Origin of the sequence: Dyella sp. (assembly GCF_036384435.1) — a bacterium.
GTDB lineage: Bacteria > Pseudomonadota > Gammaproteobacteria > Xanthomonadales > Rhodanobacteraceae > GSA-30.
Genome location: NZ_DASVMI010000073.1, coordinates 16,253 through 36,720, shown reverse-complemented (window position 1 = coordinate 36,720; position 20,468 = coordinate 16,253). Strand labels below are relative to the sequence as shown.

The window sequence follows — 20,468 nt, the reverse complement described above, 5'->3', positions numbered from 1 at the left end:
CAAGGGCACCATCCTGATCGAGCCCAAGCCGCAGGAGCCGACCAAGCACCAATACGACTACGACACCGCCACGGTATACAGCTTTCTGAAGGAGTTCGGGCTCGAGAGCGAGGTGTGCACCAACCTGGAGGCCAATCACGCCACGCTGGCCGGTCACTCGTTCCACCATGAAGTGGCCACGTCGATTGCGCTGGGTATCTTCGGTTCCATCGATGCCAATCGCGGTGATCCGCAGAACGGCTGGGACACCGACCAGTTCCCCAACAGCGTCGAGGAAATGACCCTGGTGACCTACGAAATCCTCAAGGCAGGCGGTTTCACCACGGGTGGCTTCAACTTCGATACGAAGGTCCGCCGGCAAAGCAGCGCCCCCGAAGACCTGTTCCATGGCCATATCGGTGCCATCGACACCCTGGCGTTGGCCCTGGAGCGCGCCGCGCGCATGCTGGAGAAAGACACCCTGGCCGAACTCAAGTCCCGTCGCTACGCGGGCTGGGATGATGCGTTCGGATCGAAGATTTTGCAGGGCGGCTTCACACTGGCTTCGCTTGCCGATGAGGCAATCTCGCGCGATATCCAGCCGAAGCATGTCTCCGGGCAGCAGGAGCGACTGGAGAACATCGTCAACCGTTACATTTATGGGTGATGCCACGAGCCACATGGGGTCTGGTAAGCGCTTCTACCTGGGCATCGACCTGGGCACGTCTTCGGTCAAGGCGGTGCTGATCGACGAGGCCGGCCTGGTGTGCGCCAGCGCATCGGCCCCGTTGCAGGTATCGCATCCGCATCCGCGCTGGTCCGAGCAACATCCCTCCGCATGGTGGGATGCCACGGATGCGGCGGTCACCGAGGTGCTTGCGCAGGGCGAACCGCGGCGTGTCGCGGCGATCGGCCTGTCCGGGCAGATGCATGGCGCCACCTTGCTCGACGAAGCACATGATGTGCTGAGGCCGGCCATTCTGTGGAATGACGGGCGCTCGGATGTGGAATGCGCCGAGCTGGAACAACTGCCGATCTTGCGCGAAGTGACCGGCAACCTGGCCATGCCCGGTTTTACAGCGCCCAAGCTGGCCTGGGTGCGTCGACACGAGCCGGATGTGTTCTCTCGCGTGGCCAAGGTATTGCTGCCCAAGGACTACCTGCGTCTGCGCCTGAGCGGCGAATGCATCACCGATGCTTCCGATGCCGCCGGCACGCTGTGGCTCGACGTACGCCGCAGGGCATGGAGCGAGGCCATGCTGGCCGCTACCGGACTGGATCGCTCGCACATGCCGCAGGTGCTGGAGGGCAACCAGCCCGCCGGTCGCCTGCGCAAGGCATTGGCCGAGCGATGGGGCATGGATACCGTGCCGGTGGCCGCCGGCGGTGGCGACAACGCCGCCGGTGCGGTGGGCGTGGGTATCGTGCGACCGGGGCAGGCCATGCTGTCGCTGGGCACATCCGGGGTCTACTTCGCCGTTTCCGATGGATTCCATGCGTTGCCCGAACGGGCGGTGCACAGCTTCTGTCATGCCTTGCCCGACACCTGGCACCTGATGTCGGTCATGCTCAATGCCGCCAGTTGCCTGGATTTCACCGCGCAGCTTACCGGTCAGCGCGATGTCACGAGCCTGCTCGATGAAGCCCAGGCCCGGGGCTGGCGCGAAGACGGCCCGTTGTTCCTGCCTTACCTCACTGGCGAACGCACTCCGCATAACGATGCGCATGCGCGCGGTTCGTTCACCCAGCTCGGACCGCAGACCACGCGTGCCGACCTGGCCAACGCCACGCTCGAAGGTGTGGGCCTGGGTCTGCTGGACGGCCTGCTTGCGGTGGAAAGCGCGGGTGTGCGCAGCGATGAGATCACGGTGATCGGCGGTGGTTCGCGCAGCGCCTACTGGACACAAATGCTCGCCGATATCCTTGGCAAATCACTGGTATTGCGTAGTGGCGGTGAAGTTGGGCCAGCCCTGGGCGCGGCGCGGTTGGCGCGGCTTGCGGTGGAGCCCGATGCATCCATGGATGAGGTGTGTCCCTTGCCTGCGGTCACGGCGGTACGCCATCCCGATGCAGCGCGTCATGCTTATTTTCGCCAAACGCGCCACCCTCTGTTTCTTGGCTCGTACGAACAGCTCAAACCCCTTTATCCCCACGCCGCCGCAGGCGGCGATTCTCGCCCGTCCTGATGGGCGACCCCGACCGAAACGCATGGAGGAGAGCATGAAGCAAAATATCCTACACAGCCTGTTGGCTGTCTCGATGATGGCAGCGGGTGTCTTCGCTGCCCCGGCAGCGCATGCAAGCAAGGACAAACCCGTCATCGGTTTCTCGATCGACGACCTGCGCGTGGAACGCTGGACCCGCGATCGCGACTATTTCAAGCAGGCGGCCGAAGCCAAGGGTGCCACGGTGTCGGTGCAGTCGGCCGATGCCAACGAGCAGAAGCAGTTGCAGCAGATCGAGAACCTGATCGCACGCAAGGTCGACGTGATCGTCATCGTGCCATTCAACGCCAAGACGCTGACCACCGTGGTGGCCGAGGCCAAGAAGGCCGGCATCAAGGTGATTTCCTACGATCGCCTCATCCTCAATGCCGACGTCGATGCTTATATCTCGTTCGACAACGACAAGGTCGGCCAGATGCAGGCGCAAGGCGTGGTCGATGCCACGGGTGGCAAGGGCAATTATTTCCTGCTCGGCGGCGCGCCCACGGACAACAACGCCAAGATCCTGCGCGAGGGCCAGATGAAGGTGCTCGACCCGTTGGTCAAGAGCGGCGCGGTGAAAATCGTGGGCCAGCAGTGGACGGATGAGTGGCTTGCATCCAAGGCGCAGTCGATCATCGAAAACGCGCTCACTGCCAACAAGAACAACATCCAGGCGATCGTTGCGTCCAATGACGGCACGGCGGGCGGTGCCATCGCCGCGCTGCAAGGCCAGAAGCTGGCTGGCAAGGTAGCCGTCTCCGGTCAGGATGCCGACCTGGCGGCGATCAAGCGCATCAAGGCTGGCACGCAGACGATGACGGTCTACAAGCCAATCAAGACCATCGCTACCGATGCCGCCGAGTTGGCCGTGCAATACGCCAAGGGCGAGACGCCCAAGTTCACCGCCAAGATGAACAATGGCAAGAAGGACGTCGATACCATCCTGTTGACGCCGACCTTGCTGACCAAGAGCAATGTTGACCTGGTGGTGAAGGACGGCTTCTACACCCCGGCACAGGTGGGGAACTGACTTGTCGTGATCGCCTTGCGTGATACGGGGCAAGAGCGTTGCGACCATCGCGGCTACGGTCTGCCGGAGTGCGTCGTTTCGCCTGCCTTCTTGCCCCAGCGCTCTCTCCCGGCCAGGCCGGGGGAGGGGGCCTTGGCGCTCGGTTGTACATTGCCCTTGCCGTCATGCGTTACCCTTTCGGACCCGGCTGATACGCACAGCCTGATCAATCTTCTGACGACCGCGTCTATTTCAAGTGGCGCGGGGCACTATCCAAGGACATGCCATTGATGAGCCCCTACCTGTTCGAGATGCGTGGCATCGTCAAGGAATTTTCAGGCGTACGCGCGCTCAACGGCATCGATCTGGCGGTGCGGCCCGGCGAATGCGTAGGCCTGTGCGGCGAGAACGGTGCGGGCAAGTCCACGTTGATGAAAGTGCTCTCGGGCGTGTATCCCTATGGCACCTGGGAAGGCGAAATCCTCTTCGACGGCAAGCCACTCAGGGCCGCGTCGGTGCGCGACAGTGAAGCGGCGGGTATCGTGATCATCCACCAGGAACTGATGCTGGTGCCGCAGCTTTCCGTTGCCGAGAATATTTTCCTCGGCAACGAGAGCACGCGCTTTGGTGGCGTGATGGATTACGACACCATGTATGCCAAGGCCGATGCCCTGCTGGCACGGCTCAAGCTCAAGGATGTCAATGTGGCCGCGCCGGTGATGAACTACGGCGGCGGCTACCAGCAATTGTTCGAGATCGCCAAGGCGCTGGCCAAGGATGCGCGCCTGTTGATTCTCGACGAGCCTTCCTCCTCGCTGACCTCGGCCGAAACCGACACGTTGCTGTCGATCATCGAAGATCTCAAGCGCGATGGCGTGGCTTGCGTCTACATCTCGCACAAGCTCGATGAAGTGGCACGCGTGTGCGACACCGTCACCGTCATTCGCGACGGCAAGCACATCGTGACCCAGCCGATGAGCCAGATGACCACGCACTCCATCATTACCGCCATGGTCGGGCGTGATATCGAGAATCTGTTTCCCCGCGTGGAGCACGATATTGGTGAGGTGGTACTGGAGGCGCGTCACGTCACCTGCTGGGATGTCACCAATCCCAATCGAAAGCGTGTGGACGATATTTCCTTCGAAGTGCGCCGCGGCGAGATCCTGGGTATCGCCGGCCTGGTGGGCGCTGGCCGCACCGAACTGGTCTCGGCGATCTTTGGCGCCTATGCCGGTCGCAGCGAAGCGCAGATCCTGCTTGAAGGCAAACCCGTCAAGGTAAAGACACCCGAACAGGCCATTCGCGCAGGCCTGTCGCTCGTACCTGAGGATCGCAAGCGCCAGGGCATCGTGCCGTTACTAGGCGTGGGTGACAACATTACCCTGGCGACGTTGTCGCACTATGCGCACGCAGGCACCATCGATCGACAGGCCGAGTTGCAAGTGGTCGAGGCGGAGATCAAGCGCCTGCGCGTCAAGACCGCCAGCCCCGAACTGGCCATCGTCGGCTTGTCTGGCGGTAACCAGCAGAAAGCCGTATTGACCAAGATGCTGCTGCCGCAACCGAAAGTCCTGATCCTGGACGAACCCACCCGTGGCGTCGACGTCGGTTCCAAATACGACATCTACAAGCTGATGTTCGAGTTGGCATGCAAGGGGGTGGCGATCATCATGGTGTCTTCGGAAATGCCCGAGGTGCTTGGTGTGAGTGATCGCGTGCTGGTCGTGGGAGACGGCAAGCTGCGCGGCAACTTCCCCAACGTCGGCCTGACCCAGGAGCAGGTGCTCGCCGCGGCGATCTCCCATGCCGCCGAAGGGCCGGCGCACGCCGCCTGAATTTCCCACCCCATTTCCACGCTTCGCAAGGGAAACCCGTTCCATGCAGTCCCAGAAAGTCCAGCAACTTTTCGTTCGCTACAAGATCCTCGCCCTGCTCATCGCCGTGGCAGTGATCTGGATCTTCTTCCACCTCAAGACCGACTCGGCCTTCATCACGCCGAACAACCTGTCGAACCTGTTCCGGCAAATGGCGATCACCGGCATGCTCGCGTGCGGCATGGTATTCGTGATCATCGCGGGTGAAATCGACCTGTCCGTGGGCTCGCAGCTGGGCCTGCTCGGCGGCGTGGTGGCCATCCTCACCGTCAACGCCGGCTGGGGTACATGGCCGGCGATTGGCGCAGTGCTGTTGCTCGGGTTGTTCATCGGTGCCTTCAATGGCTTCATCGTGACGCGCCTGCGGGTGCCGTCCTTCATCGTTGGCCTGGGCGGCATGCTGGCATTCCGGGGCATCGTGCTCTACGCCACTGGCAGTTCCACCATCGCCCCGGCTCCGGACAACCTGGTTGCCCTGGGCCAGGGCTTCGTGCCCGTGAAGCTGTCGATCTGGATCGGTGCGGCGATCTTCCTAGCATTGGTGGGCCTGACCGTACGCCGTCGCGTGCGTCGAGGCCGCCTGGGCTTGCAGCAGGCAGCGTTGTGGGTGGACGTGCTGCGCTTGGCTGTCATCGGTGCGTTCATCGGCGGGTTCATCCGCATGCTCAACGACGCCAACGGCATTCCGATCCCGGTGATGATTCTGCTCGCGCTGCTCGCCGCGTTCACCTATGTCTCGACGCAGACGGTATTCGGCCGTCACATCTATGCCGTCGGCGGCAACATGGAGGCCACTCGCCTGTCCGGTGTGAATGTGGGTCGCGTGAAACTGATCGTCTTCGCCCTGATGGGCCTGATGTGCGCCTTTGCCGGCATCATTACTGTCGCCCGCACCGGCTCGGGCTCTCCATCGGCCGGTACCGGAGCAGAACTGGATGCCATCTCCGCCTGTTTCATCGGTGGCACGTCGATGCGCGGTGGCTCCGGTACGGTCTATGGCGCGCTGATCGGTGCGCTGGTCATGGCCAGCCTGGATAGCGGCATGCAGTTGATGGACGTGGACAACTCCTGGCAGATGATCATCAAGGGCGTGATCCTCGTGCTGGCCGTCTGGGTGGATGTGCTGTCCGGCGCAAACCGGGGGTGAGAGGGCTCGCTGTGCGAGCTGTGAGGCCGCGCCTGCGGCGCTGTGAACAGTAAAGAGAAGAGCCGACCGCCACATGCTGGTCGGCTCTCGCTTTTCTCTCTTTACAGGCGGCGAGAGCCGCCGGCCTCACAGCTCGCATAGCGAGCGGCCTCACTGCCCTTAAGCGCGCGACCTCACCGCCGTTGAGCACGCAACGGAATGTCCTTGAGCAGCCACGCCAATGCAAAGCCGATGACTGCCACCACGGCGGCGATGTGGAACACGCCTTGCAGCGATGTATCGAACGCCACCAGGAATTTCTGGTGCAGATCCGGGGGGAGCTTGTCGATCATGTCCGGGCGCAGCGCACGTGGGGGTGCATTCGGTGGCGGCGGGGGCATGAACGTGGTCAGCCGCTCGTTGAGATGCAGGGTGAAGATGGCGCCAAACGTGGCGACGCCGACGGATCCACCAATCGAGCGAAATAGCGTGACGCCCGAGGTAGCCACACCCAGGTGCCTGGCTTCCACGCTGTTCTGCGACGCCAGCACCAGCACCTGCATCACCATGCCAAGGCCGGCACCAAGCACGCCGGTGTAGAGATAAAGGGTGGCGGTCGGCGTATCGTCTTGAAGCGTGCCAAGCAGGCCCAGGCCGATCGAAGCGATCGCCATGCCTGCGATCGGAAACATGCGATAACGGCCGATGCGACTGATCACTCGCCCGCTGATGATCGAGGTCAGCAGCACGCCGCCCATCAGCGGAATCAGCTGAGAACCTGCGCCAGTCGGGGAGGCACCCTTGACCACTTGCAGGTAGAGCGGCAGGTAGGTGATCGAGCCGAACAACGATGCACCGACCAGGAAGCCGATCAGGCAGCACAGTGCAAACGTGCGCTGACCGAACAGTGCCAATGGGATGATGGGTTCGGCAGCCCGGCGTTCTTCCATCACGAAGCCGACCAGCGATACCAGGCCGAAGCCCAGCGTGGCCCACAGTTGACCGGACGACCACGGCAACACCGTGCCGCCCTGCGTGGTGAACAGGATGATCGAAGTCAGCCCAAGCGCCAGGAACAGCGCGCCGAAGTAGTCGATCTCGTGCTTGATGTGACGAACATGGGGCTTGAATACGGCGGCAATCACCAGCAGCGCGGCCAAGCCCAGCGGCAGGTTGATATAGAAAATCCAGCGCCAGCTCAGATGTTGCACCAGGAAACCGCCGATCAGCGGTCCAATCACCGTGGCCAGGCCGAACACACCACCCAGCAGGCCTTGGTAGCGCCCGCGTTCGGAGGGCGCGATCACATCGCCAATAGCCGCCATCGTGCTCACCATCAGGCCGCCGCCACCCAGGCCTTGCAGGGCGCGAGTCAGGATCAGCTGGTCCATGGTCTGCGCCACGCCACACAGTACCGAGCCAATGAGGAAAATCGCGATGGCTGTCTGTATCACCACCTTGCGCCCGAACAGGTCGCCGAACTTGCCGTAGAGCGGTACCACGATGGTGGAGGCAAGCAGATAGGCGGTGACCACCCAGGACAGCGACTCGAAGCCGCCGAGCTCGCCTACGATGGTGGGTAAGGCGGTTGAGACGATGGTCTGGTCCAGTGCGGCCAGCAGCAATACCAGCATCAGCGCGCCAAACAACAGATGGATGGGGGGATGCGCGGGTGCTGCATCCGCGGCAACGTGGACTGGGGTGGCTTCGGGCGCGGAAGGGGCGGTCATCGGCGTTGAATTAATTAATGAGTTCATTAATATTGAGACTTTGGTCGCCCGTCGTCAATCCATTGGGCAGGGACCTTTAGAATGGAGCCATCTAGGGAGTTCCTGTGCCGACCAAAACCAGCTCAACCACGCGCCGCCCAGGCCGGCCCGCCGGCCAGACCGCCAACCGTAAGGACCAGCGCGAGCGGTTGCTGGACATCGCCCTGGAGCTATTCGCCAAACAGGGCGTGGCCGAGACCACGCTGAGTGCGATTGCGCGCCATGCCGGCATGACACCTGCCATGGCGCACTACTACTTCAAGACGCGCGAACAGTTGTTCGACGTTTTGATCGATGAGCGCATCGTGCCTGCGCGCGCGAACATCGAGGCCATCTTTCAGGAGTATGCGGAAGATCCGGTTCGCGCGTTGAGCCTGGTTGTCGAGCGATTGGTCGCGACCCATGCGCGATTGCCGTGGTTCGGGGCATTGTGGATTCGCGAGATGATCAGCGAGAACAACATCTTCAAGCAGCACATGCGCAAGCGTTTCGGTATCGAGCGTCAGGCGACGATGGTCGAGCGGGTGCGCCGCTGGCAGGAACAAGGTCACCTCAATCCTGACATCGAGCCGGCGCTGCTGTTTATCTCACTGCTTGGCCTCACCGCGTTGCCCATCGCCGCGATGCGACGCTGCCAGGATGACCCCTTGAATGCGCATCTGGATACCGAGACCATCGCGCGCCACGCTGTAGCCATGCTCACGCAGGGCGTATCGCCACGGCGCTGACTTCGCCGCGTTATGCCTGATCACCATCTGCCTAGCTTGGTAGGAGCCAATTCGTTGGCGATGCGATCTGCGACCAGTCGCAGATCGGGGCTATGAAAATCCCTAAGCCACGACCACGTTGCGCCTTGCATTGCGATTGAATTCGCTCCTGCAATGGCCATGTGCTGCCATATACCTGTTTAACTCTTCATCTGGCGGGCATATCTCCATGTGCTCAGCTTGCCGGTCTGAAGGGCCGATGTGCGACCCCGTCGCACATCGCTTTCGCGACTGAAGTCGCTCTACCGCGTAAAGGGCAACGCGGGATCGCCCCCGACAACGAACAACGCCACGCGATGCTCGCCCTCGATACACAGTGGATGAAACCCTGGCGCATCGGCCAGCACCGCGGTGCAAGGCCCAAGGCTGGCAACGCGAATCGGGCGCTGCGAGGCTTCCTGGCGCAGGCGTTCGATCAATGCTTGCAGCAAGGAGCCTGTCACCGGCGTATACAGGTAAAACACCGTGCCCCCGCCGAGCGCTAGCTCATTCAAATCCCCCACGACAAAGCGTGCTCGTTCAAGACGCAATGCCTGCGCGGCCGCACGTGCGCTTTCCACGTAAGCTGCCTCGTGTTCGATGCCGATACTCGCGGCGGCTGAACAGGCGGCCGTCAGCATCGACACATGTCCCAGGCCCGCGCCCAGGTCGACCAGTACATCGTCGGCGCGCAGCGGGCAAAGCGCCAACAGGTCGAAGATCCGCCGTGCCGGTGTGGGCTGGTAAAACACCATGCCCGGTGCCAACGCGGCTATCTCACCCTGTGGCTCAGGCAGGCGCAACACGCCACTGACCAGCGCATCGCGATAGTCATAACCTGGCGACGTGTCCGTGGCTGGGCTGGACCATGGTTGCCAAGCCGCAGCACCGTCGCCGCGCATGATGGCGTCTCGCAGGTCGTCGAACAGCGCCTGGTTGATCGCTTCCAGACGGTCGATCGCCTGCCGCAACGCCGATGCTTCGGGCGTCAGGAACAGTGCTTCTTCCAGCGCATCGAGCAATTCGATGCGCGCGCGCAAATGCCCGCGTCCGATCAACGCGGGCTCCTGTGCCGCCTGGAGCAATGCCTTGTGCATGATGCAGAGCATGAGCGTGCCGGGCGCAAAAAAGAAGCCGCCCGAAGGCGGCTTCTCTGTTCAACGCAAACGATGCTTACTTGAGCTTTGCATCGGCGCGCAGCGCTTCGGCCTTGTCCGTCTTCTCCCACGAGAAAGCGGTGTAGGTCTTGCCATCCGGACCCTTTACTTCGTGCGGCGTGCGACCAAAGTGGCCGTAGCTGGCAGTCTGCTGGTACATCGGGTGAATCAGGTCGAGCATCTTGATGATGCCGTAAGGGCGCAGGTCGAAGTGCTTGCGAATCAGCTTTTCGATCTTCTCGTCAGCGATCTTGCCGGTGCCGAACGTGGTTACCGAGATGGACGTGGGCTCGGCCACGCCGATGGCATAGGAAACCTGCACTTCGCAGCGGTCGGCAATGCCGGCGGCCACGATGTTCTTGGCCACATAACGCGCGGCGTAAGCGGCAGAACGATCCACCTTGGACGGGTCCTTGCCCGAGAACGCACCACCACCGTGACGAGCCCAGCCGCCGTAGGTGTCGACGATGATCTTGCGGCCGGTAAGGCCGCAGTCGCCCACCGGGCCGCCGATAACGAACTTGCCGGTCGGGTTGATGTGGAACTTGGTGCCCTTGTGCAGCAACTTGGCCGGCAGCACAGGCTTGAGGATGTGCTCGCGCACGGCTTCCACCAGGTCCTTCTGCTTGACGCTAGGATCATGCTGGGTCGACAGCACGACAGCGTCGATGGCCACGGCCTCGCCATTCTCGTAGCGCAGCGTCACCTGGCTCTTGGCGTCCGGGCGCAACCAGGGCAGCGGCGAGTTCTTTTTCTTGCGGATCTTGGCCTGCTGCTCGACCAGGCGATGCGAGTAATAGATCGCCGCCGGCATGAAATCCTTCGTTTCATTGGTGGCATAGCCGAACATCAGGCCCTGGTCGCCAGCGCCCTGTTCCTCCGGCTTCTTGCGATCCACGCCCTGGTTGATGTCCGGCGACTGCTTGCCGATCAGGTTCAGCACGCCGCAGGTTTCGCCGTCGAAGCCGACGTCCGAGGAGTTGTAGCCGATGTCCACGATGACCTTGCGGGTCAGCGCTTCCAGATCGATCCAGGCGCTGGTAGTCACCTCACCCGCGACAATGGCCACGCCCGTCTTCACCAGGGTTTCGCAAGCCACACGGGCGCGCGGATCCTGGGCAAGGATCGCATCGAGGACGGCGTCGGAAATCTGGTCGGCAACCTTGTCCGGATGGCCTTCGGACACCGACTCAGAGGTGAAGAGGTAGTTGCTCATTGCGGCAAATATCCTTCTTTTCGGATAAAGAGATAAAAGGGGCGCACAGGATACACGGACCCGAGCGGGATTTCACCGCCCAGTATGCGCCCGCCCGGTGACAATTGGGTGCCGATTCAGCGGCCTGGGCTGCTACCGCCAGAGGAGGGGGCTATGCTCGGGGTTTGCACCCTGGAGATGAGTCCATGAATCGTGCCTGCCGCACTGGTCTGCCCCTGGTCTTGGCATGGCTATTGGCTCTGGCCGCCCCTGCCTGGGCCACCCAACCGCCTCCTTCGCAATGGACGGCCGATATCGCCGCCTTCCAGGCGCGAGACCATGAACAGGCGCCGCCGCAGCATGGTGTGCTGTTCATTGGCAGTTCGTCGATTCGCTTCTGGACCTCGCTGGCCCAGGATTTTCCGGGTGTGCCGGTGATCAACCGCGGGTTCGGCGGTTCGGCCATCGCCGATTCCACCTTCTACGTGGATCGCATCGTGACGCCATATCATCCCAAGGTCATCGTGATGTATGCGGGCGACAACGATATTGCCGAGGGTGCGAGCGCCGGCCAAGTGATCAAGGATTTCCAGGCGTTCGTCGCGCGCGTGCGCAAGGACTTGCCCACAGTGGACATCGTGTACCTGTCGATCAAACCTTCCCTGGCGCGTCAGGCGCTGTGGCCGGCAATGCGCGAGGCCAACGCGGGAATCGCGCAATGGATGCGCGGCAAGCCAAACCTGCGTTTCGTCGATGACACCCAGGCCATGCTCGATGCACAAGGCCATCCACGCGCAGAACTGCTGCGCGAGGATGGCCTGCACATGAAACCGGCCGGCTATGCGATCTGGACCGCCGCGCTAAGGCCGGTGCTGGCCGAATATGGTTTTGCCACGCATTGAAGCCTGGGGGGCATTGGCGGCCAGCATCGGTGCCCTTGAGACCTCAGGCTCCGCGGCCTCCGCGGCCCCCGCGACCCCCTCGGCCTCTGGCGCTGGTGTTCTCGTCGTCGCTTGAAGAGGCGCTTGAAATATTGCCTGATGGCCTTCTTTGCACCAACGTCACCTCTCTGCGTCGTTCGGCGGCCTGAAGTTCAGCCAACTGGCCCCCTAGTCGCTCGAGATCCGTCGTGGATCTTTGGCGATGCCCGCCCTCCAGTTGTGGGCTGGGTGGCTGCAAGGACCCCGACAGGTCAGCGCGCCCGGTCGAAGGAATTCTCGCGCTCATGTGTTCGTGACTGGCGGTGGTGGGGGCGCTCGGCGTGGACCCAACGTCGGTACGCGCCGAGAGCATGCGTGCTGAAGTGTCGACATTCAATCCCAGCCCCAACCCTTCTCCGTAAAAGCGCCGCCCTTGTTGTTGCGGCGGTGTGTTTTGCATAGAGGCAGCATGGGGGCTGCGGTCTTGGAAGTGCGAGGATTCTGCCTGCTGAGGCGCAGATTGAGCCCTGTCATGGGTGTCCATATACGACTTTCGAAGGATGTCAGCTAATTCGGAATCTTCCCGAAAGGCAGGCCTTTCAGAGGCATCATTGTTCGACGGTCTGAACTGTGTGGAGGCATACTCCCGCCCCAGGTTTCGATCGTAATCGGCATCATGGCTTGTTGATCGACGCGAAGCACCAGCATCGGCAACTCGATGATCGGCCAACTTTTCGCCCGGCGCGCGAATGCGATGCTCATCATGTACCAGCGATGCAACGGCACGATTGGCAAGCTGTTCCAGCGGTCGCTTGCCTTTATTGTCGGCCAGATAGGAATGATAGGTATCTATCTGCTTGCGGATCGATGCATCGCCCCCGCTGTGCGATAGCGCTATGTCGCGCCACAACTTCTCCGGACGTTCACCATCAAGGAACTTCTGGTCGTTATCCATGGCCGATATCGTTGCTTCCAGGCCGTGCAGGTACTTGCCCTTCCCTTCGCCGGCTTGGAAGTGAGGATGGTCCAGGCGGCTCGTCGCGCCGGGCGCGGACGGGATATTCCAGTTCTTGAGCTTCTCCTGAATGGCGTCGAGAGCATCTCCGTCGACGACGATCTTACGAATGGAGCCTCCCCCTGCGCGGGCTCTGGCCTCGTCCGGGAATGCGTTGGCCTTCAAGATCGTATTATCGTGCACGCCGGCAGGATTGAAGGTGACCGCGGTGTTTCCCGTGTAGAGGGACGCGGTCGCCGCCAGTCCGCCACCCAGGGAGTGTCCGGTAAATACGACGGAATCTCCCAGCTCAGCCTTGGCTTTTTGTGCAATCTTGAGCGCCAGTTCGTATTGCTTCGTCTCGAAGCCGGTGCTCTGGCCGATATTCACGCCAAGGTCCTTCATCCAGCTTCCCGCAAAATCCGAAAGCGACTCGGCCTTTCCCCAGCTCTTGGTCTTGGTGCCACGGAAGGCGACGACATGCCGACCGCTGTCATGTTTGAAAATGCAGGCACGGAATTTGGATGAATCGTTGAGCTGGGTCTTGCCTGGACCAGCCGCGTGCTCGTGCTCGACAATGCCGGGGGGATATTCGCGCGGAGTCAGCACTCTCCAGCCCTTGGGAAGTTCACCCATCTGATCATCAGGGCGATATGTGGCGCTGGCGAGCCTTGCCAGGTCGCGATCCCACGTGGGATTGGCCTCTGTGCCGGCCAGCTCTTTATTGAAATTGGGTTGGTTATAGCGTTGGTACATGGAACCATCCTTTTGTGCGTGCTCTTCCATGGCCATGCGGTGACGCCCCATGGCATGACTTTCGACAAATGGTTATGCCTCGTCCGGGGGGACTGGCATATAGGGCATTACATAAGATGCTGCTGGTGCTATCGAAACATTCGGTGGCGGCAAAATCCTCGTCTTGAATAAAGCGTCCTTGTACCAACGTATCTTGGTTCCTCGCACGGGCTTGCAGCCACGGGCAAAGACCAGGATCTCATCCATGCTCAATTCCATCACTTCCTGGGGCAAGAGCAACGCGCGGCTCTGATCGGAATCGCTGATGCTGCGCGATCCTTGTGAAAAGAAATCCGGCCGCGAATGCGAGGCCGACTTGACCGTGGTGTTGCCCAGCTCGTTGCTGATCTCGGTGGCCGAGGTGATGTCCGCGGGAGTGTAGGAAATACGCACCGCGTGATTCTGGAAGAATGTCTTGGCCGCTTCCTCGCCATAGACCTCACGGATCTGGCTTGGCGACTGAAAGATGGGTAGCAGGCGCACTCCATAGCCACGCAGGAAGGCGATCGCATCGACGATCAGGGGCAGCTTGCCGAGGGATTTGAACTCATCGAGCAATAACAGGCATTGCCGGGTCAGTGCCTTGTTATGCTCGGGCAGTTCGCGGGTATTGAGATCCACCACCTGCTGAAAGAACAAGTTGACCAGCGGGGCCAGGCGCCCAAGATTATCCGGCGTGATACCGATATAGATGCTGATGTTGCGCCTGCGCAGCGCGTTGAGATCGAAATCGTTATCCGACGTCGCCGCGTCGAGAATCGGGTTGAGAAACAACTCCAGGCGCGAGGTGAATGTCTTGCGGATCGACGTGCGCGTGTCGTCAGCTGTATTGGCGTAGTCGAGCAATGCACTCTCGCATAGCGGCGACAAGGGTTGGCGCGCCAGACGGCGCTCGTTGATGATGTCGATAAGGCGGTTTTCCGTATCGGCAAACGCCTCTCGCGCTACCTGGCCCAGTGTCAGCGGGATGCCTGGTGTTTCCATGATGTAGAGCACCAGGCCAAGGAACAGGGCGCGGCTGCTTGCACTCCAGATTGGCTCGGTGCCTTCCACGTCCGGAAAGATGATATTGCCGATTTTCTGGATATCGTCCACGCGCAGGCCCTCCTCGTCGCGGATGTACCCCAGAGGATTCCAGCGATGGGTTTGGCGTGTTGGCGATGCCGGATCGAACAGGTATACCTCATGCCCGTGACGCTGGCGAAAGCCCGCCGTCAACGTCCAGTTTTCCTGCTTGATATCCAGCACGATGACCGAGTGATTCCAGTTCAACAGATTGGGAATCACCACACCTACGCCCTTACCCGAACCGGTAGGCGCGGCGAGCATCACATGCGGAAATTGAGCAAGCCCCGCCATGAGGAACTGGTCACCCTTGCGGCCCAGCACGATGCCATCGCCATCGGCGGTCAGCAGGCCCGCGCGGCGTATCTCGACCAGGTTGGCAAAGCGTGCGTTGCCATGCAACGGCTTGCGTGGCTTGAGCCAGAGCAGGGCGCTGGGTGAGAGCGTGACCACGGTGGCCAGCAGGGCGCTGATCATCAGCTTTTTGCGCACGGCTGGATCGTCACCATAATGCTGGTGATAGGTGAACCAGGTGAACAGGTCCACCTTGGGGCCCTTCCCGCGAAATACCATCCAGTCAAAAATCCAGCCGGCCAGGTAAAGCCAAAGCACAATGGCCACCGGCACCAGCAGGCAGGCCGCTACGACCTTAAGCCAGGATGGAACGCTTACGTTCTGGCTCATAGTAGATTCCGGTGACGCAGCGCCGTCCATTGACCACGCTGAACTGGATGACGATGTCGACCAGCATGAAAAGCAGTTGCTTGATGTCCTCGCGCGACAGGTGCGCGCCACCTGAGGACTCCTTGACCAGCAGCATCAACTGTTCGATCGCCAGGCGCGGGCTGGTGGCATGCACCGAAGTGATCGATCCGGGATGGCCGGAATTGACATTGCGAATGAAGTAGAACGCTTCCTCGCTGCGTAGCTCGGCAAGCATGATGCGATCGGGCTTCATGCGCAGGCATGATTCCAGCAAAAGCTTGGGCGTCGCGTTGCTGACGCCTTGTCCGTCCTTGGAATAAAACAGCCGCACATGGTTGGGCTGGTTGCGGATGTCCAGTTCGGGTGTGTCTTCGATCGTGATAAGGCGTTCGTTGGCGGGAATCAGATCCACCAGTGTCTTCATGATGGTGGTCTTGCCCGAGCCGGTGGCGCCGGAGACCACGATGTTCTGCCGATTCTGGACCGCCAGTTCGAGGAATGCGCGAATCCGTCCTGCCCGCAGGTGCCCGTGCAGTTCGCTCTCCAGAGCCTCGTTGATGTCATGGCCCAGGACCACACGCTCGAACGCACCACTGCGCTCGTAATCGGCCAGGGTCAGGCGCAGTTGTGACGGCTTGCGGATGGTCAGGCTTACCGTGCCCAGCGGGACGGCGGGCGGAATGATTGCCTGCACACGCTCGCCACCAGGCAGCGCAGCCGACACCACCGGCGCATTTTCCGAAATGGTCTGATGCGTGGATGTGGCGATCAGCTTGGCCAGCATGCGCAGATGATCGTAACTGAGCTCTGGCATGTCGTGGCGTCGCCAACCGTCGCGTCCTTCGGTCCACGCCTCACCCGGCCGATTGATCACTACCTCGGTGATATCACCGGCCAATAGCCGCTGCAGCGGAAGCAAGTACGTGGCGATGGCCGACACGTTGACCGGGCTGTCCAGTTCCACCACGCTCATGGGTTGGCCGTCGTGGGGCTGAGCGAATAGACGCTGCCAAAATACAGATCGCGTGCCACGAAGATGCCCACGGAGCCACCTTGGGCACGGTCGAGTGTCGGGGGGATATTGACGGTACTCTCCACGATAATCGACGCAGCGTCATTGGCAGCGCTACCGGTGCTGTTGAAGTTGAAATTATTGTTCGTGCTGCCATTGCGCGATCGGCTATTGACGGCATATTGCGCAGCATCGTCCACCACCGATACCAGCAGGGCAGCGCCGAAGCGTTGCCAGAAATGGTGGTTGATCTTGCCCTCCAGGCCAGAGCGACCCAGCGAATCGGCGTTGGGCGAGTCGAGGTTGATCACGACGCCGTTGGGTGTCTCAGCTCGTGTCCACAGCACGAAGATGCGGTCCATGCCCTGCCTGAGCTGTGCCGATTGATACTGTCCGACGATACGCGTGCCTCGTTCGAGCAGAAGCACGCGACCATTGGTGGAATAGATATTGCGGCTGAGCGTGCAAGATGTCATGCCTGGCATCTGGCTGTTGATCGCCGTGACCAAGGTGCAATCGAGGAAGCTGCCCTGGGTCAGGGTCAGGTCTGGATCGGTAAGTTGGCTGGCCGATACCTCCACTGTGCGCGTGGCACTGAGGGCACGACTCAAAGACGAGCCGCCACCGACGCCGCCACCTCCGGCGGTTGCGGTAAGTGCGCCGTTGCCGTTGCTTTGAGTAGCTCCACCTTTGGCGCCGCCCATGCTGAGCAGTGGCGCACGCTTGCGTCGTTCGGCAAGATCCATGGCGGCTTTCTGTTGGGCGGTGAGGCCGGTACTGGTAGCAGGCGCAGGCGCGCCAGGCTTGTCTGGAGGCGGTGGCGGGGCGTTCTTGGCGTCGAATGCCGAGCGCGTCAGATCGGGCAGGCCGCGCTCCATGGTCGCTTCCTTGGCCTTGGCCTCGCCTCGGTGGCGTAACTTGTCCAGCATCGCGCGACTACCCATGGCGATGGCGAATACGACACAGCAGCCAACGGCAAAAAGCAGCATGTACTTGTTGCCTTTGCGCTTGCGACCAACCTGCGGTATGCCGCGTGCGGCAAGCTCGTTATCCTGGTCGGGCGCCGGGTTGGGATTGGCGTCACGGAACATGCTTGTCTCCGGCGGTCGGCTCAGGTGTGATGCCCTGGATATGCAACGGGCGTGGCGTGGTTTGCGAGGGCGTGCGCTCGGTGTCCGGTGCAGGAAGCAGCACGGGTGATCGCTTCGCTGGCACGTTCAGTACACGCTCTACATCGGGGCTGACCGTACCCGTGGGCGTATTCACGCCATAAGGGTTGTAGCTTCGGTTCTCCAGGCATGCGACGGCCTTGCCCTTGCGAAGCACCAGCTTGCGGGCAGTGATCTGGATGACATAGCGATCGCCATTCATGGCGCCGTTGACGATGCTCTCCGAGCCATCGGCGTTGATCATGAAGACCGAGGGGATTTCCTGAGCTCCGGGAAAGCGCAAGTACGTGAAGCGGCCGTCGTCATAGACCTCGACGGGGCGTATCTCGCGTGTGCCGCAAGCATAGTAATTCCAGTTGAGTGGAAGCGATGCCGTACGGAAAGAAGACTCCACGCGGCGCGCGTAAGCTTCGGCGGCACGCTTTTCCTGTTCGGCCTTGGCCTGAGCCAGCTTGTCATCCGGATACAGCAAGCGGATCTGGAAATACATCGAGCGGTCTCGCGGCGATTGGCTCTGACGCGCGTCGAGGGCAAACTGGTAGACGCGGCGATCCGTAATGACCGTCATATTGGTGACGGCGTTATCCTCGCGAGGCTTGACGAATAAATGATTGGCCGACGGAGCAATCTCCCAGGCAAGCGAATCACCCAGGGCGATGTCCTGCACGGTTTCGCCTTGCGCCAGTTCGATGTCTGTCGAGTAACCGTAATGACCAATCACTCGGATCACATCGTCCCGGTTATAGGTCACGGTTTTCATGCGTGCATCGAATCGGCCTTTGTCTGGCACGGCTTCGCCGTACGCTGGAGCTGCCGTGATAAGCATCGCGGCACCGAGTAGCATCGTGCGACGGATCATTTGCCATTCCCCGTGGTTTCAGGGTCAAGTCGATAGTCGGTCACCTGGAAACCCACCGGATTGACCAGCCGGGCCTGGGCATCCAACGAAGCTTTCAGGTATTTGAAGCTGATCGTGGCGATCCAGTGCGTGATGGCCAAAGGCGCATTGGGCATGCGCTCGGTGCGGGTGAAGCGCACCTGGGCCACGCCTTCGCCAAGGAACACGATGGTATTGACCGTGACTTCGACCGCGCCTTCCTTGCCATAGACTTGCGTGGGCGAGCGCGGATTTTTCGGGTTGATGGCCTGGTAGTAGGCATCGCCCACTTGCCGCGTCGACATCAGCGACACGGCTTCGTAATTGGAATACGCCAGCGCGTCGGAGTACTCCTCGCGATAGTTGACATAGCGAGAAACAAAATACTTGTCGATGGCTTCATCGAAGCGGATGGTGCTCTCGTCCAGGCGACTGATGATGTCGGCACTGCCGGATCGCTGATCCACACGTACGACGAACGGCTCGACCGTCTTCAATGGTGTGAGAAATGCCACGGCAATGCAGGCGGCCAGTCCAATGATGATGCCCAATGCCGCAAACAGCCACGCGCGCCGTTCGCTCTTGCGTGCTCGCATGATCTCCGTGGTTTCCCAGGCGCGTGACGCTTCCAGGAAGGCGGTAATTTCAGGACGGCTCACAGCGGCTGGCCCTTCAGGTAATGCTCTGGGGAATTGACGGGTTCATAGGTGCCCTTGCATTTCGGGGCTTTTTCCAAGCCCTTGCCGCATGCGGCAAGCAATACGGCAAGCACGGCGACGAGGATGAGGCGGAAGTTCACGGCATGGCTCCGGGAGGGATGTCGTTTAACGAGGGAAAGTCAGGCGTGCACGGGAGGCCGAGCCGCCCGCATCACGACTGGGAAGGGCGGCGCTGGATCTGCCCGCGCCGCTGGCCGCGCGCGAGGGCATCATCGCGCGTGCCACTTGCGCGTGGACCTGTGCGCCTTGGGCTGCACCCATGGCTCTAGCGACCAGGCTTTGCCCGGTCATTTGCGCGCCGCTGACCAGGGCGCTGGCGATACTCTTGGATTCGAACAGTGCAGCAACAATGGCAGCGGTGGCGCCCAGCACCTTCAACATGCCGATCGCAGCGTCGACTGCCTTGCCGCCCTTGATGGTCTCCAGGTAGGTCTCCATGAACGTGAAGCAGATCGAAATCGTCGTCGCCACAAGAATGAAGAGCACCGAGAAACTGATGATCTGGCTCAGCCAGCCATCGAAATACTTGTAAGTGGGCTGGAAGATCGCCATGGCGATGAATAGCGGGCCCACCGCCAGTACGACCGAAAGGCCGATATATGCGACAAACACCATGGCAGTGGCGATACCCGCGATGATGGCCACGCAGATAAAAATGATGATTGCCAGGATGTAGTAAACGATATAGCTGAAATGAAACAGGCCGAACTTCTGGTTGGCGTATTCCCAGATGTCGCTGCCGATGTCGAAGCCACGGTTGACCGCCCGATCAATGATGTCGGCAAGGCCGCCCGTATCGGCGCCGGCGCCACCGGCTACCACCCTGGAGGCGATCTCGGTGGGCACTGAAAGAAAGAAGTCAGCCACTTCTTGCTGATAGTTGCCGACTGTAAGGCCCAGCATCACGATGAAGATGATGCGCAACAGTCGATATATGCCATCCTTCAGTGGCTCGTTGATGCGCCCCGATGCGATGCCGGCGCCCCATAGCAATACGTAGATCGTCAGCATGGCGATCACGCCAGGCTCGATGATCTCGATCATGTTGGCTGAGGCCGTATTGACTGATTCCTGCAGGGTATCGACGATATCCTTCAGGAAAAAATTGGCGATTTCGATAGCTAGCATCGGGGCGTGATTTCCGGTT

Annotated in this window: 17 protein-coding genes and 1 pseudogene; 7 read left to right on the top strand and 11 right to left on the bottom strand. The window is 61.1% G+C overall.

Going from position 1 to position 20,468, the window contains the following annotated elements; translation table 11 throughout:
- The 5 genes and pseudogenes from VF436_RS06745 to VF436_RS06725 form a co-directional block, all read left to right on the top strand.
- Nucleotides 1-646, top strand: a pseudogene (locus VF436_RS06745) (xylose isomerase); the annotation flags it as partial.
- Between the two features lie 13 nt (nucleotides 647-659).
- Nucleotides 660-2,165, top strand: a complete 1,506-nt coding sequence (gene xylB, locus VF436_RS06740) for a xylulokinase (RefSeq protein ID WP_330903240.1) — start codon at nucleotides 660-662, stop codon at nucleotides 2,163-2,165.
- Between the two features lie 34 nt (nucleotides 2,166-2,199).
- On the top strand, nucleotides 2,200-3,216 hold the full coding sequence (gene xylF, locus VF436_RS06735; RefSeq protein ID WP_330903239.1) for a D-xylose ABC transporter substrate-binding protein: 1,017 nt from the start codon (nucleotides 2,200-2,202) through the stop codon (nucleotides 3,214-3,216).
- 269 nt (nucleotides 3,217-3,485) lie between these two features.
- Entirely contained in the window at nucleotides 3,486-5,033 is a 1,548-nt protein-coding gene (locus VF436_RS06730) for a xylose ABC transporter ATP-binding protein (RefSeq protein WP_330903238.1), read from the top strand.
- A gap of 43 nt (nucleotides 5,034-5,076) precedes the next feature.
- The gene (locus VF436_RS06725) at nucleotides 5,077-6,219 is read left to right on the top strand and encodes a sugar ABC transporter permease (protein ID WP_330903237.1); all 1,143 of its coding nucleotides are present in this window, start codon (nucleotides 5,077-5,079) and stop codon (nucleotides 6,217-6,219) included.
- Nucleotides 6,220-6,392: 173 nt separating this feature from the next.
- Here the strand turns inward: VF436_RS06725 and VF436_RS06720 are convergent, their stop codons facing one another.
- Nucleotides 6,393-7,928 carry an MDR family MFS transporter gene (locus VF436_RS06720; protein ID WP_330903236.1) on the bottom strand — a complete coding sequence of 512 codons (1,536 nt, stop codon included), beginning with the start codon at nucleotides 7,926-7,928 and terminating at the stop codon, nucleotides 6,393-6,395.
- A gap of 104 nt (nucleotides 7,929-8,032) precedes the next feature.
- On the opposite strand from VF436_RS06720, the gene VF436_RS06715 reads away from it, so the two are divergent.
- Nucleotides 8,033-8,695 (top strand): TetR/AcrR family transcriptional regulator, encoded by a 663-nt coding sequence (locus VF436_RS06715; RefSeq protein ID WP_330903235.1) that lies wholly within the window; start codon nucleotides 8,033-8,035, stop codon nucleotides 8,693-8,695.
- A 281-nt stretch (nucleotides 8,696-8,976) separates the two neighbouring features.
- Here VF436_RS06715 and VF436_RS06710 read toward each other — a convergent pair whose 3' ends face one another.
- Both VF436_RS06710 and metK read right to left on the bottom strand, forming a co-directional pair.
- Nucleotides 8,977-9,822: a hypothetical protein gene (locus VF436_RS06710; protein WP_330903234.1), complete on the bottom strand. Its 846-nt coding sequence runs from the start codon at nucleotides 9,820-9,822 to the stop codon at nucleotides 8,977-8,979.
- Between the two features lie 64 nt (nucleotides 9,823-9,886).
- On the bottom strand, nucleotides 9,887-11,086 hold the full coding sequence (gene metK / locus VF436_RS06705; RefSeq protein ID WP_330903233.1) for a methionine adenosyltransferase: 1,200 nt from the start codon (nucleotides 11,084-11,086) through the stop codon (nucleotides 9,887-9,889).
- A 185-nt stretch (nucleotides 11,087-11,271) separates the two neighbouring features.
- Here metK and VF436_RS06700 point away from each other — a divergent pair, with 185 nt between their 5' ends.
- Nucleotides 11,272-11,967, top strand: coding sequence for an SGNH/GDSL hydrolase family protein (locus VF436_RS06700; RefSeq protein ID WP_330903232.1), 696 nt, complete (start codon nucleotides 11,272-11,274; stop codon nucleotides 11,965-11,967).
- A gap of 43 nt (nucleotides 11,968-12,010) precedes the next feature.
- Here the strand turns inward: VF436_RS06700 and VF436_RS06695 are convergent, their stop codons facing one another.
- From VF436_RS06695 to VF436_RS06660, 8 genes are all read right to left on the bottom strand, one after another.
- Nucleotides 12,011-13,735, bottom strand: coding sequence for a lipase family protein (locus VF436_RS06695; protein ID WP_330903231.1), 1,725 nt, complete (start codon nucleotides 13,733-13,735; stop codon nucleotides 12,011-12,013).
- Nucleotides 13,736-13,807: 72 nt separating this feature from the next.
- The gene (locus tag VF436_RS06690) at nucleotides 13,808-15,523 is read right to left on the bottom strand and encodes a type IV secretory system conjugative DNA transfer family protein (protein ID WP_330903230.1); all 1,716 of its coding nucleotides are present in this window, start codon (nucleotides 15,521-15,523) and stop codon (nucleotides 13,808-13,810) included.
- Nucleotides 15,489-16,517, bottom strand: coding sequence for a P-type DNA transfer ATPase VirB11 (virB11, locus tag VF436_RS06685; protein WP_330903229.1), 1,029 nt, complete (start codon nucleotides 16,515-16,517; stop codon nucleotides 15,489-15,491). The genes VF436_RS06690 and virB11 overlap by 35 nt, the downstream gene beginning before the upstream one ends.
- The gene (gene virB10, locus VF436_RS06680) at nucleotides 16,514-17,647 is read right to left on the bottom strand and encodes a type IV secretion system protein VirB10 (protein WP_330903228.1); all 1,134 of its coding nucleotides are present in this window, start codon (nucleotides 17,645-17,647) and stop codon (nucleotides 16,514-16,516) included. The genes virB11 and virB10 overlap by 4 nt, the downstream gene beginning before the upstream one ends.
- Nucleotides 17,637-18,584 (bottom strand): P-type conjugative transfer protein VirB9, encoded by a 948-nt coding sequence (gene virB9 / locus VF436_RS06675; RefSeq protein ID WP_330903227.1) that lies wholly within the window; start codon nucleotides 18,582-18,584, stop codon nucleotides 17,637-17,639. Before virB9 ends, virB10 begins: the two co-directional genes overlap by 11 nt.
- Complete coding sequence (locus tag VF436_RS06670; RefSeq protein ID WP_330903226.1) at nucleotides 18,581-19,261, bottom strand: virB8 family protein; 681 nt, start codon at nucleotides 19,259-19,261, stop codon at nucleotides 18,581-18,583. The genes virB9 and VF436_RS06670 overlap by 4 nt, the downstream gene beginning before the upstream one ends.
- Nucleotides 19,258-19,401 carry a hypothetical protein gene (locus VF436_RS06665; protein WP_330903225.1) on the bottom strand — a complete coding sequence of 48 codons (144 nt, stop codon included), beginning with the start codon at nucleotides 19,399-19,401 and terminating at the stop codon, nucleotides 19,258-19,260. Before VF436_RS06665 ends, VF436_RS06670 begins: the two co-directional genes overlap by 4 nt.
- A gap of 25 nt (nucleotides 19,402-19,426) precedes the next feature.
- Nucleotides 19,427-20,449 (bottom strand): type IV secretion system protein, encoded by a 1,023-nt coding sequence (locus tag VF436_RS06660; protein WP_330903224.1) that lies wholly within the window; start codon nucleotides 20,447-20,449, stop codon nucleotides 19,427-19,429.
- Nucleotides 20,450-20,468: the final 19 nt, after the last annotated feature.